This is a genomic window from Spirosoma flavum (assembly GCF_042686045.1).
Classification (GTDB): Bacteria; Bacteroidota; Bacteroidia; order Cytophagales; family Spirosomataceae; genus Spirosoma; species Spirosoma flavum.
In genome coordinates this window covers 651,310-669,978 of sequence record NZ_JBHUOM010000002.1, presented here as the reverse complement: position 1 = coordinate 669,978, position 18,669 = coordinate 651,310, and the positions used below count along the sequence as shown (strand labels likewise).

Here is an 18,669-nt window from a genome sequence, read left to right as displayed (position 1 = left end):
AACCGCGCAGAGTCTGCGCGGTTTTTTAGTGTTGAAGCTATTTAACAACTCTAAAAACGACGTACGCCAAAGCCAAGAGTATGTTTTCCGAACCGTTTCTACGGGAGTGGAAAGTTGGTCTAGAAATGTGTCAATGATTCCGGGTTTTGTATCAATCCAGCTGAAGGGGTCACGATACCTTTGTCGTAGATTAATTCAAGACTAATTAACATCATGGAAAAAATAATTCTGATCACCGGTGCTTCCCGTGGCTTTGGTAAAATTTGGGCAAAAGCCCTTTTAGAACGGGGTGATAAAGTGGCGGCAACCGCCAGGAACCTGGAAAGCTTAACTGACCTGGTTGAACAATATGGCGATGCAATTCTGCCTATTCAACTCGATGTGAATGACAGAGCGGCTTGTTTTGCAGCAGTCGATAAGGCAAAGGAATATTTTGGCCGTATTGATGTATTGATTAACAATGCTGGCTTTGGCTTATTTGGTGCGATTGAAGAAACAACTGAGCAACAGGCCCGCGCCCAAATGGAAACAAACTTTTTTGGGGTCCTTTGGATGACACAGGCTGTTGTTCCAATTTTGAGAGAGCAAAAAAGTGGGCATATAATTCAAGTGTCAAGCTTTCTGGGTTTAGTAACCTTACCGGTTTTAGGGCTTTATAACGCATCAAAATACGCCGTCAATGGGTTAAGCGAAACCCTGGCCACTGAAATAAAAAGCTTTGGTATAAACGTAAGTTTGATTGAACCGAATGGCTTTTCAACGGACTGGTCTGGCGCATCAGCTTTTCAGACAGAGCCAAATGAAATTTACGCACCCATTAAAAAAGCATTTGCCGAAGGAGCTACGCCCGATACATGGGGCAAACCAGAAGCCACAACTGCTGCGGTTTTGCAACTGATTGACAGCGAAAATCCTCCGTTGCACTTTCTATTAGGCAAGATGGCTTATCCTGGGGTCAAACAGGTTTACGCAGATCGCCTTGCTGAATTTGAACAGTGGAAAGAAGTTGCAGCAGACGCACACGGTCATTAACAAAACAGAAACATTTTAAACCTATAAATCACAATCTGCTCAATGAACTTGTGTAGATTGTGATTTATTTAATAAGGTATGAAACATTATAAAAGTCTGAGTGAATTACACCGGGGTAACGGGTTCCCTCCTCCCGAAAATCCGTTGTTCAGCATTTACCAATGTAATGGAACCTGTTCGCTGGGTGATCGGGAATTTACCAGCGACTTTTATATGATTGGCCTCAAAAAGATAGTATCCGGCGTCATTCTATATGGTCGCAGCAGATACGATCATGAATCAGGATCTATGGTATTTTTTAAACCCCGGCAGCTTATCGAAATGAAAAATCTTCATTTCGAAGAAGATGGTTTTCTGATCTTTATTCATGAAGATTTTCTGAATGGACATGTATTACACACCGACATAAAAAAATATCATTATTTCGATTACGAAACGAACGAAGCGCTGCACCTCTCACCCAGAGAAGAAAAAACAACGTGGGACTTATACCGCAAAATTGAAGAGGAATACAATAATAATCCCGATGAGTATAGTCGCGAAATTATTCTGGCGACTATTGATACGATGTTAAAATATGCCCAACGTTTTTATAAAAGACAATTTATTAATCGCTCAGAAATTTCGAGCAAAACCGTTACTAAATTTACGGAGGAGATAGATAAGTACGTCGCTAGTGGACTTCTAGGCGTCAAAGGTTCACCTTCTGTTCAGTATATTGCCGAACGGCTGCATCTTTCTCCTGGCTATTTGACCGACATATTAAAACAGGAAAGCGGAAAAACTGCCCTGGAACATATCCACATTTATTTAATGTCGGAAGCTAAAAATCGGCTTAAAGGTGAGGACAAGTCCGTGTCTGAGATTGCATATGCGCTAGGCTTTGAGAATTTATCTTATTTCTCCAGGTTGTTTAAGAAAGAGGTTGGTATTAGTCCGAATATGTTCAAGAAGCAACTTCTTAATTAATAGATGGGTCAGTTATCCTGCTGTGTTGTAAACAACACAGTTATGAAAGTGGAAATATGGGCAGGTCTTGCATATTTCATCTAACTAAATCAGTATCAGTATTTCAACATGCCAAACTAAACAGATTCACTCTTTTGGCAATAGCAACGGGTGAAATCGAAGCCCGTTTACCCGATTAAATTCCAAAGATGGAGCCGGAATTTTGAAGAACTGCGCCGTGCCAATAAATCGTTGTAGTGATGGTGAAAATGTACCAATACGCGACAAATCGGCATCGGGCGAAATAAAGAATTGACGGTATCGCTCAAACTTCACTTCCTTACCTTCTTTATCAACTGCGGGAGGATTTTCGTGTCCACCAGTCATACCACTGCCGCTATACCCCAAATCCAAGTTTAGCCAGCGCGGAAATGATGGACCAACGGGTAGCACCGATGCCAGATTGACCGACAGCCAGTATTGTTGTCCGTTGTAATCTTTCAGCATTTGCTGGCCTGTGGTTTTGCCCAGCAAATTCGGTCGATAAGGCGGAAAAATTGTTTTTCGAAAGCCGTATTTCATACTCACCACCTGCTGCCCGCCCCCGTACTGCTGCCCGACAAACAGGGCCGTTCCGGCAACGTTCGCCAACATATCCCCTTTAGAAAACCCCCAGCCTTCGGCGTGGCCATCGTAAACTTCGAGGGTCGTTTGAAACAATAAGGCAAGTAAACCACCCGTCAGGATGCTGGCTTGCTCGTTAACACCACTCCAGCGCATCAGTTCATACCCACCCCGGCTCATGCAATAGGCGGTTGCCGCATGACCAACTTTATCCATCTGGAGCCATTCAGCATTGTCGTTGAAGGAATGAAACGGGACTTTTTTCTTGTACCATTGTTTACGCAGAAGGAGCAACGTAATGGTATAAAAAGCCGCTGTGCCTACCAGCACACCAATAAATCGCCCCTGATTGATACCCGACGGGTCGGACATGGTAGGGGCTACTGGTAACGGTTGTGCCTGAACGGATTGGCTAAGCAGGAGGATACACAAACAAAGTAATCCGACGGCCCGAATTCGGTATATCATGGACCAAAATTACCCAATAATTAGATTAGCCTTTAGCTCATTTATGCATTTGATTTTTAGCACAAAGCCAATTTTGAGTAGTTCCTAAATAAGTTTATAGCAATTAATAATGGTTTCGGAACATCCTACCTTCCAATTTTGTAGCTATATACGAATACATACTGGCCTATTTATAACATGGCAAAACGCAATAAAATAGTAGAAAAGGGTCCCGATGTGGTGTTAATCGGGGCTGGTATCATGAGTGCCACGTTAGGTGTGTTGCTGAAAGAACTGCAACCCGACATAACTATCGACATATACGAACGCCTGGACAGCGCGGCTGCCGAAAGTTCGGACGCATGGAATAATGCCGGAACCGGCCACTCCGCTTTCTGTGAACTCAACTATACTCCCGAACAGGAAGACGGTTCTATTGATCCGTCGAAGGCTATTAAAATTGCAGAATCGTTCGAGTTGTCGAAGCAGTTCTGGTCTTTTCTCATCCAGCAGGGTTTCCTAAACGATGCGCCCAATTTTATCCGGTCTATTCCGCACATGAGTTTTGTGTGGGGCAACGACAATGTGGCGTATCTCCGCAAACGGTATGATGCTCTTCAGCAGAACTACCTTTTCCACGGTATGCAGTACTCGGAAGAACCGGCCCAACTAGCCGAATGGATGCCGTTGGTCATGCAAGACCGAGACCCATCGCAACCCGTAGCCGCTACACGTATGGATATTGGTACGGATGTAAATTTCGGGGTGCTAACCCGAGCCATGTTCCGCCGGTTGTATGATATGCCGGGTGTTCATCTACATTTTGCCCATGAAGTGCGCGATCTGTGGCGGTCTAAAAGTCTGGGTGGCTGGAAAATGCGCGTCGAGAATGTGACGACCAATCAGGTCCGCGATGTTCAGACTCAGTTCATCTTTATTGGAGCCGGTGGTGGTTCACTTCGGCTACTCGAAAAGTCAGATATCCCTGAAAGTCGGGGGTTTGGCGGATTTCCCGTAAGTGGTCAATGGCTTAAATGCGTCAATCCTGAAATCATTGAGCAACATCAGGCGAAAGTCTATGGCAAAGCGTCGGTGGGAGCGCCACCCATGTCGGTACCTCACTTAGATACCCGCATGATTGACGGCAAACGAGAATTATTGTTTGGCCCATACGCTGGTTTTTCGACTAAATTCCTCAAAAGTGGGTCATATATGGACCTACCGAAATCCATTCAGCTAAGCAATATGGCGCCTATGCTGATGGCTGGCTTGCACAATGTTTCTTTAACAAAGTACCTTATTCAGCAGGTTATGCAATCGCCGGAAGATCGGCTGAATGCGTTACGGGAATATTACCCTGATGCGCAAATGGACGATTGGGAATTGGAGATTGCCGGTCAGCGGGTGCAGGTCATTAAGAAGGATGATGAAGAGGGCGGTGTACTAGAATTTGGCACCGAAGTGGTCAGCGCGGCTGATGGTAGTATTGCGGCTTTATTAGGTGCCTCGCCGGGTGCCTCAACTGCCGTTTCCATTATGCTTGATCTATTGAAACGCTGCTTCCCGGAACAACTAGCCACCGAAGTCTGGCAGCAAAAACTTAAAGAAATGATTCCAAGTTATGGTCAGATTCTGGCCGACAACCCACAACTTGGCAACGAACTCAGAAAGCAGACGAGTGAAGTTTTGGGATTGGGTACGTACGAATACACGACCAGCGAAGAGAAATAGAAATGGGTTAAAAATTTCAGCCCGCACCATAGGTTGACCTATGGTGCGGGCTGAATTCTACGTAGAAAATAAGGTTTTTACTTTGAGGCAGTAGCTGGTGGCGTACTGGTGTTGAAGATGTCGCGGTAAAGCTTCCAGTCGCCGTTTTCCTGCTTCCAGACCACCATGTACTTGCCCATATCCAACTGCGCATCATTGGCGCCGTAGAGTATGTAGCGGCCAACTTCGACGATGGAATTACCATCCTGCTGAGCTTCGAGCGTTTCGAGTTTGGCCTTCTTAACACCCGACCCAAAAGCTCCTACCCAAAAAGTACCAATGGCGGTGTTGCCCTTAATAATATCGCTGTTGGGCGGAAACAACTGCGCATCCGTAGTGTACAGCGTGTTCAGCGTAGTCGCTCCTTTTGAAAAGGCATCCATAAATTTCTGATTAGCCGCCATGATAGGGGCTTTCATGTCTTTCTGAGCAAACACGGATAGGCTTGCCAGTAGAAACAGGGCAATCATCACTAAATTAGTACGCATTGGTGTAAGTGGTTAGTTATGAGAGTTAAATTCACACATTAACCGCTAATTACCCCGCCCCTTTGTGTTAAAGGACGGCCACTTTAGTAAACGGTTGTTTTTTCCTTTACAGGCATCTATTGAACCTGAAGGAGTTAGTCACCCGATAATTGCTCGGCTACATATCGCTTGTACACCTTACCGATGCGTAACTCTTTTGAGCCAATCCAGACAGCGTCCGGCCCTGTACTATCTACATGAGACATGTTCACGATATAGGACCGGCTAATGCGGACAAATTGCCGTTTTGGTAATCGCTCCTCGGCTTCTTTCAGCGTAAGTCGGGTAACGTAAATTTTTGGCTTCGTTATGACCTTCAAATAGTTTTCCAGGCTTTCGATGTACTGAATGTCAGCGTATGAAATAACTTGACGGTTCCCATCCACTACACACGAAAAACTGCCTGATTCGACTGCACTATCAGTAATTGTTGGTATTGACAGACTTACCGCTTGCGGATGTGTGCGCAGATACAGGTAGGTGATGTAAACGCCTAAACCCGTAACGGTGTATACCCAAAAGTTGACTAAGTAAGGCAGCGAACGAGAGATGTTGAACTCGGTATGCAGAATGAAATTCATATTGAATGACCCCAACGCCATCAACAGCAGCAGCCAGCCAAAGTAGATCATTTTCCTGCCTTTCAGGAACAGCCGGTCGAATAAAATACGGTTATGGAAAACCAGCCAGCCGTACAATAAGAGCAGGTATAGATAAGGCGACACTTTAGAAAATCCCGGTCGTTGGCCTATAGCATACAGGTCGGTGAGGTAGTGAACCGACAGCAGCGCCAGTAGACCCAGCAGGTTACGCACGACAAAATTATCCAGAAGCCGGTTGCGTTTCATTGAGCCAAATTACGACGTAGAATCAGTACAGCCATCAATTGAGTGATGAAAGGCGTTCGTCACAGATAAAATCACCTGGTCACGTATGTGTTGCAGGGTGGCCTATGTCTGCTCAATTTTGGAAACACTCCGGTCAACACAACCAGAAATTTGTTTCCAATGCAAACGCTTCATACGGCCAATATCATCATTCATGTGTTCTTCGGAACGATCGGATTACTCATCGGTTTGGTAGCTCTTTTCTACCAGAACCGTCCTCAACAACACATTAGGTATGGACGCTATTTTATGTACAGTCTATCAATTGTCGTTGTCTCGGCTTTTGTCGGTATTCTCTTTTTTCGATCCAATCCTTTTTTGCTCATATTAACGGTGTTGGCTGGTTACGTAGGTTACTCAGGCTACCGCGCAGTTCGACTGCGCGATCGGCAGACCTCTACGTTTGACGTGCTACTGGCCATCAGTGTTGTCGTGGTGGGTGGTCTATACCTGAGGTCGATGCAAGTAGCGGGTGGTAACTGGTCTCCGGCAGTGGTCTACCCAACATTATCGGCATTGGTCCTTGTGGCAGGGTACGATTTAGTAAAGCATTTTTGGCTTTTCACGCGGCTCAGAACGTGGTGGCTCTACGAACACATCTACAAAATGATGTCGGCTTATAGCGCCCTTGCCTCTGCTTTTGCTGGTACAGTCTTTCCCCAATATAAACCTTACAGCCAAATTTTACCGTCGGCAGTTGGCCTGAGCATCATTGCTTATTTTATCTGGAAGCGAGTACGAGAGCGAAAAAAGCCGGCAATCTCGGTAAGTAATAAAACGATAGAGTATGTAAGACAAGTTTGATCTGGGTGGTTATCGACACAGATTGTGTCTCTTTTTTTCGACAGGATTACAGGATTTTTAATCAATAAAAATCCTGTAATCCTGTCGAAAAATAAACTTGTCTTATACCCACAGTAGGCGTGACTCGGTAAATATATAAGCATTTCATTATCTTGTGCCACGGTGTATTAATCGTGGCACAACTGGTTTTAGTACCTCATACAACCTGCTTATGAAAAAAATCTTCCTGCCGGCCTGTTTTCTGTTAACGCTCGTCTCACCGACGTTCGCTCAGGATCGGCTCATGGGTAAAGCCTTCGCAACCCGATCTGTCGTGATGGCGCAACACGGTATGGCCTGCACCTCGCATCCATTATCAACCCAGGCCGCCATTGATGTATTACGATCAGGCGGCAACGCTATTGATGCAGCCATTGCAGCCAATGCCATGGAAGGGTTAGTCGAACCACATGTTAACGGCATTGGGGGCGATCTGTTTGCCATTGTCTGGGATGCCAAAACCAAAAAACTCTATGGCCTGAATGCCTCAGGGCGATCACCTTATAGCCTGACACTGGCCGAGTTGCAAAAACGGGGACTAACGCATATTCCGTCTGAGGGACCGTTGCCTGTATCGGTGCCAGGGTGCGTAGACGGCTGGTTTGAACTGCACAAGCGATTTGGGAAAACGCCCATGCCTAAAATTTTGTCGCACGCCATTCGCTACGCCCGAGAAGGCTACCCAGTTCACGACGAAGCGTCTCTTTCCTGGGCAACGATGATCAATCGTTTTGGCAAATACCCGAATGTAAAAGAGACATACGCACCAACGGGAGCTGCGCCGAAGCGCGGGGAAATATTTAAAAATCCGGCCCTCGCCAATACACTAGAGAAAATTGCAAAGGGTGGCCGCGACGCATTCTACAAAGGTGATATTGCCCAAACCATTGATGCCTTCATGAAAAAAGTAGGCGGCTATCTCAGTGCAAAAGATTTAGCCGACCATACATCGGAATGGGTTGAACCCGTTTCGACCAACTACCGGGGTTACGACGTGTGGGAATTGCCGCCTAATAGTCAGGGCATCGCGACGTTACAGATGCTGAATCTGCTGGAACCCTATGACTTTTCTAAAATTCCCTGGGGTAGTCCTGAACACATTCACCGCTTTATCGAAGCCAAAAAACTAGCCTTTGAAGATCGTGCCAAGTATTATGCTGACCCGGCTTTTGCCAAAATACCCGTCAAGGAACTGATTAGTAAAGAATATGCCGCCGAACGGGGGAAACTAATTGACCTTAACCGGGCCGCCAGTCGTGTCGATGCGGGCAACCCAGCCCTGAAACAAGGGGATACTATTTACTTGACCGTGGCCGACGAGGAAGGCAACATGGTTTCGTTGATTCAAAGTAATTACCGGGGATTTGGTTCGGGAATGGTCGCCGACGGGTTGGGATTCATGTTTCAGGATCGGGGCGAACTCTATAGCCTCACCGATGGGCAGAACAACACGTTTGCTCCACACAAACGGCCTTTCCAGACAATTATTCCGGCTTTCGTGACTAAAGATGGCCAGCCATTTATGAGTTTTGGCGTGATGGGTGGAGGTTTCCAACCGCTGGGCCACGTCCAGATTATCATGAACATGATCGACTTCGGGATGAATCCGCAGGAAGCTGGCGATGCTCCTCGTATTGACCATTCAGGATCGTCGGAGCCAACGGGCGAGAAAATGCTGGATTCCGGGCAAATTACCTTGGAGTCGGGTTATCCCTACGAAACCATTCGTGATTTGATGCGCAAAGGGCATAAGATAGGCTATGGTCTTGGCGGGTACGGTGGGTATCAGGCGATTATGTACGACGCTAAAAACAAAGTTTATCACGGCGCTACAGAGTCCCGGAAAGATGGACAGTCAGCCGGTTATTAGTGATTGTAGCGTGGCCGGAAGACCGCGTAGTTGTAGGCTAAAAATTTCATTTACCTATTAGCTTACGGCTATGCGGCCTTCCGGCTACACAACATTCCATTCAATGCAAGAGCCGATCATTACTAACGATGCCATCATCCTCGGCATTTTTTTAGTATTACTGACGCTGATTTTCAAAACGTCTCAATCTGACCATCCTTTCTGGAAGAGGGCCTACACCTACGTGCCGTCGCTATTGCTATGCTATATTTTTCCGGCTACGATGAATAGTTTCGGAATCATTTCGGGTGAGCAATCAAGTCTCTACAAAGTGGCAACGACTTATCTTTTGCCAGCGGCTTTGGTCCTTCTAACCTCATCGGCTGACTTACGGGCTATTTTGCGACTTGGCCCTAAAGCCCTGATTACTTTTATGGCAGGGACGGTGGGTATCATTATTGGCGCACCAATTGCCCTGTTAGCCGTTATGTGGCTACTACCTGGTTTTCGCGAACAGGCCATTGCCAATGACTATTGGAAAGGTCTGGTTACGATTTCGGGCAGTTGGATTGGCGGCAGCAGCAGTCAGTTGGCCCTGAAAGAAATATACGGTTGCAGCGAAGCTCTTTTCGCTATTATTCTCGTTGTCGACGCCGTTGTGTCAACGACCTGGACGGCCTGCTTAATTTACGGAGCCGCCTACCGAGACAAAATTGACGGATGGCTCCATGCCGATACGAGTTCAATTGAGGAAGTAAAACAGCGCATACTGGCTTATAAAGAGGAGCCTGATCGACCAGCCAACCTGGTGGATTTGAGTACCATTTTAGCTCTCGGATTTGGCGGTGGGGCTCTTGCACACGCGCTGGCTTATGTAATTTCGACTACCCTTCAACCCTACAAAGTACCCTTAGCCGCCTACGGATTAGATCCTTTCACATCCAATTTTCTCTGGGTTGTTATTTTGTCTACCTCCCTCGGTATCGGCTTGTCGTTTACCCGATTGCGAAAACTCGAGAAACTCGGCACAACTGACCTGGCTACGCTATTTGTCTATTTTCTAATTATGACCATTGGCATGCGCCTTGATCTATCCAATTTAGGCGGAAACATGGGCTTGTTTTTGGTAGCGGTGATCTGGATGCTCATTCATATTACGGTTATGCTCATCACTGCCCGCATTATTCGAGCGCCCTACTTTTTTGTGGCGGTTGGAAGTCAGGCGAATATTGGCGGAGTGTCAACCGCGCCAGCAGTAGCCTCTATTTTCCATCCGGCCCTGGCTCCTGTTGGTGTATTGCTGGCTGTGCTGAGTCACGTATTGGGCACTTACGGCGGATTAATTACAGCCTGGCTGATGCGCCTGGTCGTTTATTAGTAGACTGGGAATAAGGCTCTTTTCACCTAGGCTAGTGTCACCATTGCTTTGATAACGCCGTTGGCCGGATTCAGCCAGCTTTCAAATTCAGTTTCTACCTGATCGAAACCAACCCGGTGCGTGATGTACGTCGTTGGGTCAACCAGACCAGCCTTCATACTGGCGATTACATGTTCGAAATCGGCCCGTGTGGCATTCCGACTGCTCATTAAGCTGGCTTCCCGCTTGTGAAACTCGGGATGACTAAAACTAATATCCCCTTTCTGTAAGCCAACCAGTACATAGCGACCACCGTGAGCCAGGTATGAAAACGACGTATTGATAGCGCGAAGACTTCCGGTTGCATCAATAATCACCGTTGGCATATCGCCGTTGGTAATAGCCGCAAGTTGGTCGGCTACGTCCGTCGACTGGGCATTTATGGTATGACTAACCCCCAATCGATTCTGGCAGAAGGCCAAGCGACCGTCGTTAATATCAAGGGCAATGACTGTAGCGCCTGCAATCCGGGCAAACTCCATCGTCCCTAATCCAATGGGTCCAGCACCTACCACCAGCACTACCTCGCCCGGCTGAATATCGGCCCGACGAACGCCATGAGCACCAATGGCCAGGGGTTCAACCAGTGCCAATTCATCGTGGCTCAAACCCGCGCCATGCACCAGTGAATAAGACGGCACGGACAGGTATTCGACCATACCGCCATCAATATGAACGCCACTAACCTGAAGCCGAACGCAGCAATTGGGCTTGCCGGAGCGACAGGCAATGCAGTAACCGCAGTTGAAGTAGGGAATAAATGTAACCGCTTCGCCAACCATAAAATCGGGTGCTCCATCAGCATCAACCAAATCACCGGCTAACTCATGGCCCAAAATTCGAGGGTAATTAAAAAAAGGCTGTGTTCCCTCAAAGGCGTGCAAATCCGTACCACAGATACCAATTCGTCTGATCTTCAGAATAGCCTGTCCGGTCATCAAAACGGGCTTTGTGGCTTGTTTGTACGTAAACTGACGGGGAGTTATACACACTAATGAGTCCATATTGGGGTGTCTAGTTGAACTGGCTCGCGTAAGTATTTAATGAGAAGCCACCAGTTTTACATTCTTTACGGTACTGTTTTTCAGCGCGAAATAGAAAACCATCAAAAAGCACAGGGCCGGAACAATGTAAGCGGTTTGGATGGTCGTCAAATCCGAAATGCGGCCCATTATGACGGGGAAAACCGCGCCACCCACAATAGCCATGATAACTAGTGAGGAGCCAATTTTAGTCTTTGACCCTAACCCCCGAATGCTCAAGGCGAAAATGGTTGGGAACATAATGGACATAAAAAACTCGACGCCAATCAGCGCATAGATTGGAAACATGCCGTGCGTCAGGATAGCTACAAAGAGCAAAATAACATTTAAGATGCTGTAAATGGCCAGTAGCCGGGGCGGTGAGACAAAGCGCATTAGGTAGGTGCCAAAAAAGCGGCCAATCATAAATGCCAGTAAGGAACCGGACAAATACAAAGCCGCCGTTTTCTCGTCAACACCCGCCACGCGATCCGAGAAACGAATAAAAAAACTACTAATGCATACCTGAGCACCCACATAGAAAAATTGAGCTATGACCCCAAGCACCAGGTTTTTCTCAGTAAAAATTGATCCTTTGGCTCTCTCTGAGGTGTCAGCTTCTTCAATAATGTCGGGTAACGGCGTTCGCCAGATTAACAGGGCGACCAGCAAAACAACAATACCAATGACCAGAAAGGGAATTTCTACCGAAGCCGCTTCTTTAGCCAGATAAGCATTAAGCTGACTAGCCGACATTGCTTGCTGTTCTTGTTCGGATAAGGTTTTGCCCGACAGGATAAACGTGCCGCCCATGAGTGGAGCCAGAAAAGCAGCCAGCCCGTTGAACGACTGCGCAAAATTCAGTCGTTGGGTTGCCGTTTCAGCGTCGCCCAGCACTGTAATGTAGGGATTCGCAGCCGTTTCCAGTAATGTCAATCCGCTGGCGATGATGAACAGGGCCACCAGAAAAAAGCCGAACAGCCGCTGTTCAGCCGCCGGATAAAACAAAAACGTACCAAATGCAAAGAGTAGCAAACCAAGTGTAATCCCTGATTTATAGCCGTACCGCTTCATAAATAACCCCGCGGGCAAGGCCATCAGAAAATAAGCAATGTAGGAAGCCGAATCAATTAAGGCGGATTGAACATCACTCAGTTGACAGGCTTTTTTGAGATGAGGAATCAGAATTGGATTCAGATTGAGGGCAAATCCCCACAGAAAAAACAGCGAGGTAATCAGAATGATGGCCAGCCGGGTTTTACGATCAGACATAAGATCAAGATTAAATAAGCAGGCCGTTCAACAACCGCTACCACTTATCGACTACTACAACGGGAAGGTATTTATGACTAGAGATGAAAAGGTGAATTATCTAATCAGTAAACGCTATTAATTTATCTCGCCGACTACCGTATTCAACGCGTTTCGTTCGTAGCACTAATCCTATATACCGGCGTTTCCTCAAAGCGGGAAGCGACAATTATCTCGGTATTATCCATATGGGGGGTAAACAAATCTGCTGCCAGTTGCGGACAATTGTTATCTTTCGACAAGTGAGACAACAGTACATGGCTCATGAAAGAAGGCTTGTGCGTTCTAAAAAGAGCCAACGCCTGCTGATTGGATAAGTGCCCTTTTCCGCTCCGGATTCTGTTCTTGAGAAAATACGGATACCGTCCTTTCTCTAACATATCTTCATCGTAATTTGCTTCTAAAAAAGCAGCATGACATTGCTTAAAGTGGTGAATGACATGCTCACAAGGGGCGCCAATATCAGTAAATACGCCCACATTGGTGTCTTGACCAGCTACAAGAAAACTATGCGGGTCAGACGCATCATGAAACTTCGGGAAAGCGGTAACACAAAGCTCCCCAATCCAGACGGGTTCATACCCCCGCAACGGGCGAAGAGGAAAGCCTTTCTGCGGCAAACCTGAATTATTCAGGGTATCTGGTGTGATAAAAACCGGCAATTGATACTTCTTCGCCAGTTGAGGAATCCCCCGAATATGATCGCTATGCTCATGAGAAACGAAAATCGCCTTCACCTTGTCGAGTGACAAGCCAAGTCGCAGCATACGCCTTTCGGTTTCCCGGCAAGAGATACCCGCGTCGATTAAAACAGCTTCCTTTTCATTCCCGACATAATAACAATTTCCGTTGCTGCCCGAATTTAAGGAGGTAATGAACAAGTGCATAAGTACTAAGGAAAGGGTAAAATTTGCCACTAAGTTCCTTGTACGATTCACAGTTGCCACCAGTCATTAGGTTATGCCTATCAATCAGGAGTATATTCTCAGGGTATCCGGACTAACGAAAACATTTTCGGGGGTGAAGGCGCTGGATAACGTTCAATTGGCCGTACGGAAAGGTGAAGTTCATGCTTTAATGGGTGAAAATGGAGCGGGCAAATCCACGTTTATGAAGCTGCTGATTGGTTTGCAGACGCCCGATTCCGGTGAAATTATTTTTGACGGTAAAGCCCTAAAGACCAGCAATGTCAATGACGTACTAAAGAAGGGTATGTCAATGATTCATCAGGAGATTCTGGCTGTCCCCGACTTGACCGTTGCTCAGAACATATTCCTGGGTCGGGAAACGAATAGCGGGTTGTTTAGCTGGCTGGACGACAAAAAGCTAACGAAGCAGGCGGGCGAACTTCTTGAGCAGATGGGCGTAAGTATCCAACCCACTGTAAAAATGAAGTATTTGAGCGTGGCAGAAAGGCAAATGGTAGACATTGCGAAAGCTATTTCGAACGATGCCAAAATAATTATTATGGATGAGCCGACCTCCGCCCTATCCAGTAAAGAGGTTGCTACACTCTTTCGTATTATCCGTGAATTGACCAAAAAAGGAGTAGCTATTATTTACATCTCACACAAGATGGAGGAGATATTTGCCATCGCCGATACTATCACGGTGCTAAGAGATGGCAAATACATCGTGACAAAACCAGCGTCTGAACTTGATGTAACTACGCTGATAACACTGATGGTTGGCCGCGAAATCAATACGCTGTTTCCAACCAACTTTAGTCCCCAAGGAGAAAAGATTCTGTCGGTTAGAAACCTCAGCAGAACCGGTCATTTTTCCACTATCAACTTTGATGTTTATGCTGGAGAAGTGCTTGGACTAGCGGGGCTGATGGGTGCGGGGAGAACCGAAATCGCGCGGACAATTTTTGGATTAGATCGCTTTACGAGTGGCGAAATATACATCAAAGGCAAAAAGGCAAAAATCAACTCTCCGCATGAGGCCATCCGGCATGGGATAGGCTACGTTAGTGAAGACCGGAAACAATTCGGCTTTATCCCCCGCTTGTCGGTTAAGCACAATATCACGTTGGCGAGCTTATCGACACTGGTGAGTGGGCCATTTATCAAGTCTAAACGGGAGAATGAAACAGCCACCACTATGATGGCTGATTTAAAAATAAAAGCGTCCAGCCTGAATCAACAAGTGATTTATCTCAGTGGAGGAAACCAGCAAAAAGTGGTTATCGCAAAGGTGCTGCTGGCTAAACCGGTTCTGGTCATCCTCGACGAACCAACCCGAGGCATTGACATAGGCGCCAAAGCTGAAATTTATAAGCTAATCAACCAGTTGACCGCCAGCGGCATAGCTGTCATTATGATTTCATCAGAGCTTCCCGAAATACTGGGCATGAGTGATCGGGTGCTTGTTCTGTCAAAAGGAAAACAAACCGCCATGCTTTCAGGGGCAGAAGCTACCCAGGAAACTATTATGCGTTATGCGATGCAATCCTACTCGCCAACATCTCACTAAAATTAATGAAAAACGGCATTCTTACTCAGTTTACGCAGACTGGAAATTCATACAAAACTCGTATCAGAGGCATTGGCAAATTCGGACTTATCATTGCCTTTGTCCTAATCTGCCTCGCTCTTTCGCTATTGACGCCAACGTTTCTGACCATTCAGAACCTGATGATCATCTTGACGCAGGTATCCATTAATGCCTTGCTGGCCTTTGGCGTTACGTTTGTCATTATAGCGGGCGGCATCGACTTGTCAATTGGGTCGATGGTTGCTGTCACAGGCGTCGTGGCGGCTTCTTTCGCTCACCCGGATACGTATCCGGTGGGGGTTCCTATCCTTATGGGATTATCTGCCGGTTTACTTTTTGGTGCCTTCAACGGATTCATCATTACCAGAAGCAACGTTCCGCCTTTCATCGTCACATTAGGCACGATGACAATTGGCCGGGGGCTGGCACTTATATTGAGCAAAGGCCGTCCGGTATCTAATTTGTCCGATTCGTTCAATTTCATTGGTGGTGGCAAAATTCTGGGCATACCAACGCTAATTATCATCCTGATTGGGCTCTTTATCCTCTGCTCAATCGTGCTAAAAAGAACCGTTCTGGGCCGCTACATCTATGCTGTTGGCGGCAACGAACAAGCGGCTAAAGCGTCTGGTATCCAATTGAATAAAGTAAAAATGATCGTCTACACACTGTGTGGTGGCTTAGCTGCATTGGCCGGTATTCTGTTGACATCCCGCATTACAACAGGGCAACCCAACGCCGGAACGGGTTTTGAACTTGACGCTATTGCGGCTGCAATTATTGGTGGAACCAGCACATCAGGCGGAACCGGAACGATGACAGGCACCTTGATTGGCGCGTTATTAATTGGCGTAATCAGCAATGGCCTAGATTTGCTCAACGTAACATCTTATTACCAGCAGGTAGTGATGGGAATCATCATTATCGGAGCCGTGGTTTTGGACAGTGTAAATCAATCCAGTAACGAATAATCAACAGCACAATCAGTATATAATGAGACGGATATCTTCACCATTCTTTAGCACTGCACTTTTTATTTCGGTTCTATTTACTAGTTGTAATCAGGCAACTACCAGCGAAAAAAGCCAAACAGACGGCAGCAAGAAACTCGTTGTGGGCGTTACCATGCTCAGCATGCAGAATGAGTTCATCGTCAATGTGCATGACGAAATGGTCAAGAAAGCGCAGGAGACAGGTATTGAGTTACTTACCGTTGATGCAGAACGATCAGCACTGAAACAGGTCGAACAGGTCGAGAGTTTTATTGCACAAAAGGTGGATGCAATCATCATGAATCCGTGCGAAGTGGAAGCCAGTTCTCCAGCGGTAGCCAAAGCGTTAGCCGCAAAGATTCCAATTATCAACGTAAACTCGGAGACAAGGTCAAAACCATCGGCGTTTGTTGGTTCCGACGACGTGGAATCGGCTCGAATAGCCATGAGATACATTGCCGACAAATTGGGCGGCATAGGAAATGTAGTGATGATTCACGGCTACATGGGTCAGGCCGCCCAACTAAAAAGAGAACAGGGCGCACGGGAAATTCTGAAACAATACCCAAACCTGAAGCTCATTGCCAATCAGACTGCCGAATGGGATCGGGCCAAGGCGATGTCGTTAATGGAAAACTGGATTCAATCATTTGGCCCAAAAATCAACGCAGTTTTTGCCCATAATGATGAAATGGGTTTGGGCGCAGTAAAAGCCCTGACAGACGCGGGCCTGAAAGACAAGATTATCGTTGTCAGCATTGATGCGATTCCAGATGCTTTACAAGCGGTAAAAAAAGGAACGCTGGACGCTACAGTTTTTCAGAATGCCGAACAGCAAGGGGCTAAGGCTATTGAGACGGCTATCAAGGCAGCTAAAGGGCAAGCCTATGATAAAGAAACACTTATCCCGTTTCAGTTGGTCACCAAAGACAATTTGGACAAATTTTTGAAGTAGTCGTATGGAGAGAATTGATAAACATCTGTTAGCTTAGAGAGCTTGATGGTAGCTTTCAATCATCTTGTTTGTCAAAATCGCCCACCTGCTTGCCCCGTTTATAGTCATAATGGAGAATTTTTCGCAACTGGCAAAAAAGATAATCGGTATTCATCCCCAACAGGGCGTACAACCACTGCGCCATCTGGTCCATATAGGCTCCGAATTCCACGGCTACCACCTGCCGGATAAGTGGCTGACTAGCAACTCAATTTGTTACTGTGTTGGGGCTGGGGATGATATTTCATTTGATACGGAGCTCAAAGTTATTTATGATGCGCAGGTGTACATTTTCGACCCAACTCCTGAAGGTATCAATCATTTTCAACAGCTAAACGACTACACTGAACGGGGTGAACCCCTTACGTTGGCGAATGAGGTGCCTTTTACCTATCGGATTACAAACGAACAGGTTAAAACGATCACCTTCGTGCCGATTGGCGTTTGGGATCACCAAACAACGCTACGATTTTATGCGCCCCAACGCGAAAACTATGCTTCCCATTCTGTATACCTATTTAAAGAGTCGGGGAATTATATAGAAGCTCCGGTTGATCGCTTAAGCAATTTGATGAAAACCCTGGGACACAGCGAAGTAGATGTAGTAAAACTGGAAATTGAAGGCGCTGAATATGCGGTCATAGATACACTGCTTGAGGATAAGTTAGCTGTTAAAATCATTCTCGTCGAGTTTGATGAAGTTCATAATGCCAACGATAAATCCTTTCATTTTCGAATAAAAAATTCTTGTGCTAAACTCAAAAAAGCAGGTTATGTATTAGTCCATTCCACAGATGCGATGAAACGTACATTCATTCGACAAGACGTGTATAATGGCCTAAAAGCAAAAGAAACAGAGACTATGTAGAGGAGTAATTTACCAGATCAGTCAGCGTATCTTGCAATGACTTTGCTGTGTCTTCAAGCCTAACGATTATGCTGACCCCTTCTAAACGTTTCTTTTTACTTGTCGTGATGCTCTTGCCGACCGTTGGTCACCTCAATGCGCAACCAACGGCTGATGTCCGTAATGTGCGTTGGGGCTTTACGCCAAAACAGGTTAAAGAAGCCGAAAGAGCCAAGCCATCCTCTACAAAGAAAGATAAAGTAATCTATACCCAAGTACCTCTTGTGGATCGGAAAGTTGGTCTCGAATACGATTTTAATGGCGATTCTCTACTGTCTGCATCCTATTATTATTATACCACCGCGTCCATTACCAAAGATGATGTACTTGCGGCATCTGTTGATTTCGAGGCACTATTAACGGAGAAATATGGTCCTGGAAAAGCCTCCTTTCTGGGTGATATCAGGAATGTCGTCTGGCTAACGCCAAGAACTCAGATCAGCTTTTCGGTTGGTAATGTCGATAAAGGATGGTCTTTAGAGGTCGTGTATCTTTGCCGGGTCTGTTCGGGTCAGGCGACAAAGATTGAGCAAAGTAAAACTTCGTGGAAACCTCATAAAGATATCAAAGACTTCTAATTCTATTTCCCCCCTTAGTGCT

General features: G+C 46.3%; 17 protein-coding genes. 11 read left to right on the top strand and 6 right to left on the bottom strand.

The window, feature by feature from the left end:
- The first annotated feature begins 213 nt into the window (after nucleotides 1–213).
- Nucleotides 214–1,032, top strand: coding sequence for an SDR family NAD(P)-dependent oxidoreductase (locus ACFS25_RS08250; RefSeq protein ID WP_381498521.1), 819 nt, complete (start codon nucleotides 214–216; stop codon nucleotides 1,030–1,032).
- Between the two features lie 78 nt (nucleotides 1,033–1,110).
- Nucleotides 1,111–2,001 (top strand): helix-turn-helix domain-containing protein, encoded by an 891-nt coding sequence (locus tag ACFS25_RS08245; protein WP_381498519.1) that lies wholly within the window; start codon nucleotides 1,111–1,113, stop codon nucleotides 1,999–2,001.
- A gap of 126 nt (nucleotides 2,002–2,127) precedes the next feature.
- On the opposite strand, the gene ACFS25_RS08240 is transcribed toward ACFS25_RS08245, so the two are convergent.
- Nucleotides 2,128–3,072, bottom strand: a complete 945-nt coding sequence (locus ACFS25_RS08240; RefSeq protein ID WP_381498516.1) for a DUF2279 domain-containing protein — start codon at nucleotides 3,070–3,072, stop codon at nucleotides 2,128–2,130.
- Nucleotides 3,073–3,249: 177 nt separating this feature from the next.
- Here ACFS25_RS08240 and ACFS25_RS08235 point away from each other — a divergent pair, with 177 nt between their 5' ends.
- Nucleotides 3,250–4,782 carry a malate:quinone oxidoreductase gene (locus ACFS25_RS08235; RefSeq protein ID WP_381498513.1) on the top strand — a complete coding sequence of 511 codons (1,533 nt, stop codon included), beginning with the start codon at nucleotides 3,250–3,252 and terminating at the stop codon, nucleotides 4,780–4,782.
- A gap of 77 nt (nucleotides 4,783–4,859) precedes the next feature.
- On the opposite strand, the gene ACFS25_RS08230 is transcribed toward ACFS25_RS08235, so the two are convergent.
- Together ACFS25_RS08230 and ACFS25_RS08225 are read right to left on the bottom strand one after the other, a co-directional pair.
- A complete protein-coding gene (locus tag ACFS25_RS08230) occupies nucleotides 4,860–5,309 on the bottom strand; it encodes a YybH family protein (RefSeq protein WP_381498510.1) in 450 nt (149 codons plus the stop codon).
- Nucleotides 5,310–5,443: 134 nt separating this feature from the next.
- Nucleotides 5,444–6,196 (bottom strand): LytR/AlgR family response regulator transcription factor, encoded by a 753-nt coding sequence (locus ACFS25_RS08225; protein WP_381498507.1) that lies wholly within the window; start codon nucleotides 6,194–6,196, stop codon nucleotides 5,444–5,446.
- A 159-nt stretch (nucleotides 6,197–6,355) separates the two neighbouring features.
- Here ACFS25_RS08225 and ACFS25_RS08220 point away from each other — a divergent pair, with 159 nt between their 5' ends.
- From ACFS25_RS08220 to ACFS25_RS08210, 3 genes are all read left to right on the top strand, one after another.
- Complete coding sequence (locus tag ACFS25_RS08220) at nucleotides 6,356–7,039, top strand: hypothetical protein (protein ID WP_381498505.1); 684 nt, start codon at nucleotides 6,356–6,358, stop codon at nucleotides 7,037–7,039.
- A 211-nt stretch (nucleotides 7,040–7,250) separates the two neighbouring features.
- Nucleotides 7,251–8,948 carry a gamma-glutamyltransferase gene (gene ggt, locus ACFS25_RS08215; RefSeq protein WP_381498504.1) on the top strand — a complete coding sequence of 566 codons (1,698 nt, stop codon included), beginning with the start codon at nucleotides 7,251–7,253 and terminating at the stop codon, nucleotides 8,946–8,948.
- Nucleotides 8,949–9,051: 103 nt separating this feature from the next.
- On the top strand, nucleotides 9,052–10,305 hold the full coding sequence (locus ACFS25_RS08210; protein WP_381498500.1) for a DUF819 family protein: 1,254 nt from the start codon (nucleotides 9,052–9,054) through the stop codon (nucleotides 10,303–10,305).
- A gap of 26 nt (nucleotides 10,306–10,331) precedes the next feature.
- Here the strand turns inward: ACFS25_RS08210 and ACFS25_RS08205 are convergent, their stop codons facing one another.
- The 3 genes from ACFS25_RS08205 to ACFS25_RS08195 all read right to left on the bottom strand — a co-directional run bounded on the left by ACFS25_RS08205 (nucleotide 10,332) and on the right by ACFS25_RS08195 (nucleotide 13,564).
- A complete protein-coding gene (locus ACFS25_RS08205) occupies nucleotides 10,332–11,348 on the bottom strand; it encodes a zinc-binding alcohol dehydrogenase family protein (RefSeq protein ID WP_381498496.1) in 1,017 nt (338 codons plus the stop codon).
- A 36-nt stretch (nucleotides 11,349–11,384) separates the two neighbouring features.
- Complete coding sequence (gene fucP, locus ACFS25_RS08200) at nucleotides 11,385–12,638, bottom strand: L-fucose:H+ symporter permease (protein ID WP_381498493.1); 1,254 nt, start codon at nucleotides 12,636–12,638, stop codon at nucleotides 11,385–11,387.
- Nucleotides 12,639–12,781: 143 nt separating this feature from the next.
- Entirely contained in the window at nucleotides 12,782–13,564 is a 783-nt protein-coding gene (locus tag ACFS25_RS08195) for an MBL fold metallo-hydrolase (RefSeq protein WP_381498490.1), read from the bottom strand.
- A 73-nt stretch (nucleotides 13,565–13,637) separates the two neighbouring features.
- Here ACFS25_RS08195 and ACFS25_RS08190 point away from each other — a divergent pair, with 73 nt between their 5' ends.
- From ACFS25_RS08190 to ACFS25_RS08170, 5 genes are all read left to right on the top strand, one after another.
- Nucleotides 13,638–15,155, top strand: a complete 1,518-nt coding sequence (locus ACFS25_RS08190; protein WP_381498487.1) for a sugar ABC transporter ATP-binding protein — start codon at nucleotides 13,638–13,640, stop codon at nucleotides 15,153–15,155.
- 5 nt (nucleotides 15,156–15,160) lie between these two features.
- On the top strand, nucleotides 15,161–16,147 hold the full coding sequence (locus ACFS25_RS08185; protein ID WP_381498485.1) for an ABC transporter permease: 987 nt from the start codon (nucleotides 15,161–15,163) through the stop codon (nucleotides 16,145–16,147).
- Nucleotides 16,148–16,169: 22 nt separating this feature from the next.
- Nucleotides 16,170–17,123, top strand: coding sequence for a sugar ABC transporter substrate-binding protein (locus tag ACFS25_RS08180; RefSeq protein ID WP_381498483.1), 954 nt, complete (start codon nucleotides 16,170–16,172; stop codon nucleotides 17,121–17,123).
- 109 nt (nucleotides 17,124–17,232) lie between these two features.
- Nucleotides 17,233–18,030 carry an FkbM family methyltransferase gene (locus ACFS25_RS08175; protein WP_381498480.1) on the top strand — a complete coding sequence of 266 codons (798 nt, stop codon included), beginning with the start codon at nucleotides 17,233–17,235 and terminating at the stop codon, nucleotides 18,028–18,030.
- A gap of 68 nt (nucleotides 18,031–18,098) precedes the next feature.
- Nucleotides 18,099–18,647 carry a hypothetical protein gene (locus ACFS25_RS08170; protein WP_381498478.1) on the top strand — a complete coding sequence of 183 codons (549 nt, stop codon included), beginning with the start codon at nucleotides 18,099–18,101 and terminating at the stop codon, nucleotides 18,645–18,647.
- Nucleotides 18,648–18,669 lie beyond the last annotated feature (22 nt).

Excerpts from the sequence above, each read along its gene's own strand:
- ACFS25_RS08180 (WP_381498483.1), top strand. The coding sequence starts at position 16,170 with ATGAGACGGATATCTTCACCATTCTTTAGCACTGCACTTTTTATTTCG.
- ACFS25_RS08220 (WP_381498505.1), top strand. The coding sequence starts at position 6,356 with ATGCAAACGCTTCATACGGCCAATATCATCATTCATGTGTTCTTCGGA.
- ACFS25_RS08185 (WP_381498485.1), top strand. The coding sequence starts at position 15,161 with ATGAAAAACGGCATTCTTACTCAGTTTACGCAGACTGGAAATTCATAC.
- fucP (WP_381498493.1), bottom strand. The coding sequence starts at position 12,638 with ATGTCTGATCGTAAAACCCGGCTGGCCATCATTCTGATTACCTCGCTG.
- ACFS25_RS08175 (WP_381498480.1), top strand. The coding sequence starts at position 17,233 with ATGGAGAATTTTTCGCAACTGGCAAAAAAGATAATCGGTATTCATCCC.
- ACFS25_RS08245 (WP_381498519.1), top strand. The coding sequence starts at position 1,111 with ATGAAACATTATAAAAGTCTGAGTGAATTACACCGGGGTAACGGGTTC.
- ACFS25_RS08195 (WP_381498490.1), bottom strand. The coding sequence starts at position 13,564 with ATGCACTTGTTCATTACCTCCTTAAATTCGGGCAGCAACGGAAATTGT.
- ACFS25_RS08225 (WP_381498507.1), bottom strand. The coding sequence starts at position 6,196 with ATGAAACGCAACCGGCTTCTGGATAATTTTGTCGTGCGTAACCTGCTG.
- ACFS25_RS08190 (WP_381498487.1), top strand. The coding sequence starts at position 13,638 with ATGCCTATCAATCAGGAGTATATTCTCAGGGTATCCGGACTAACGAAA.
- ggt (WP_381498504.1), top strand. The coding sequence starts at position 7,251 with ATGAAAAAAATCTTCCTGCCGGCCTGTTTTCTGTTAACGCTCGTCTCA.
- ACFS25_RS08250 (WP_381498521.1), top strand. The coding sequence starts at position 214 with ATGGAAAAAATAATTCTGATCACCGGTGCTTCCCGTGGCTTTGGTAAA.
- ACFS25_RS08240 (WP_381498516.1), bottom strand. The coding sequence starts at position 3,072 with ATGATATACCGAATTCGGGCCGTCGGATTACTTTGTTTGTGTATCCTC.
- ACFS25_RS08210 (WP_381498500.1), top strand. The coding sequence starts at position 9,052 with ATGCAAGAGCCGATCATTACTAACGATGCCATCATCCTCGGCATTTTT.
- ACFS25_RS08235 (WP_381498513.1), top strand. The coding sequence starts at position 3,250 with ATGGCAAAACGCAATAAAATAGTAGAAAAGGGTCCCGATGTGGTGTTA.
- ACFS25_RS08205 (WP_381498496.1), bottom strand. The coding sequence starts at position 11,348 with ATGGACTCATTAGTGTGTATAACTCCCCGTCAGTTTACGTACAAACAA.
- ACFS25_RS08230 (WP_381498510.1), bottom strand. The coding sequence starts at position 5,309 with ATGCGTACTAATTTAGTGATGATTGCCCTGTTTCTACTGGCAAGCCTA.
- ACFS25_RS08170 (WP_381498478.1), top strand. The coding sequence starts at position 18,099 with ATGCTGACCCCTTCTAAACGTTTCTTTTTACTTGTCGTGATGCTCTTG.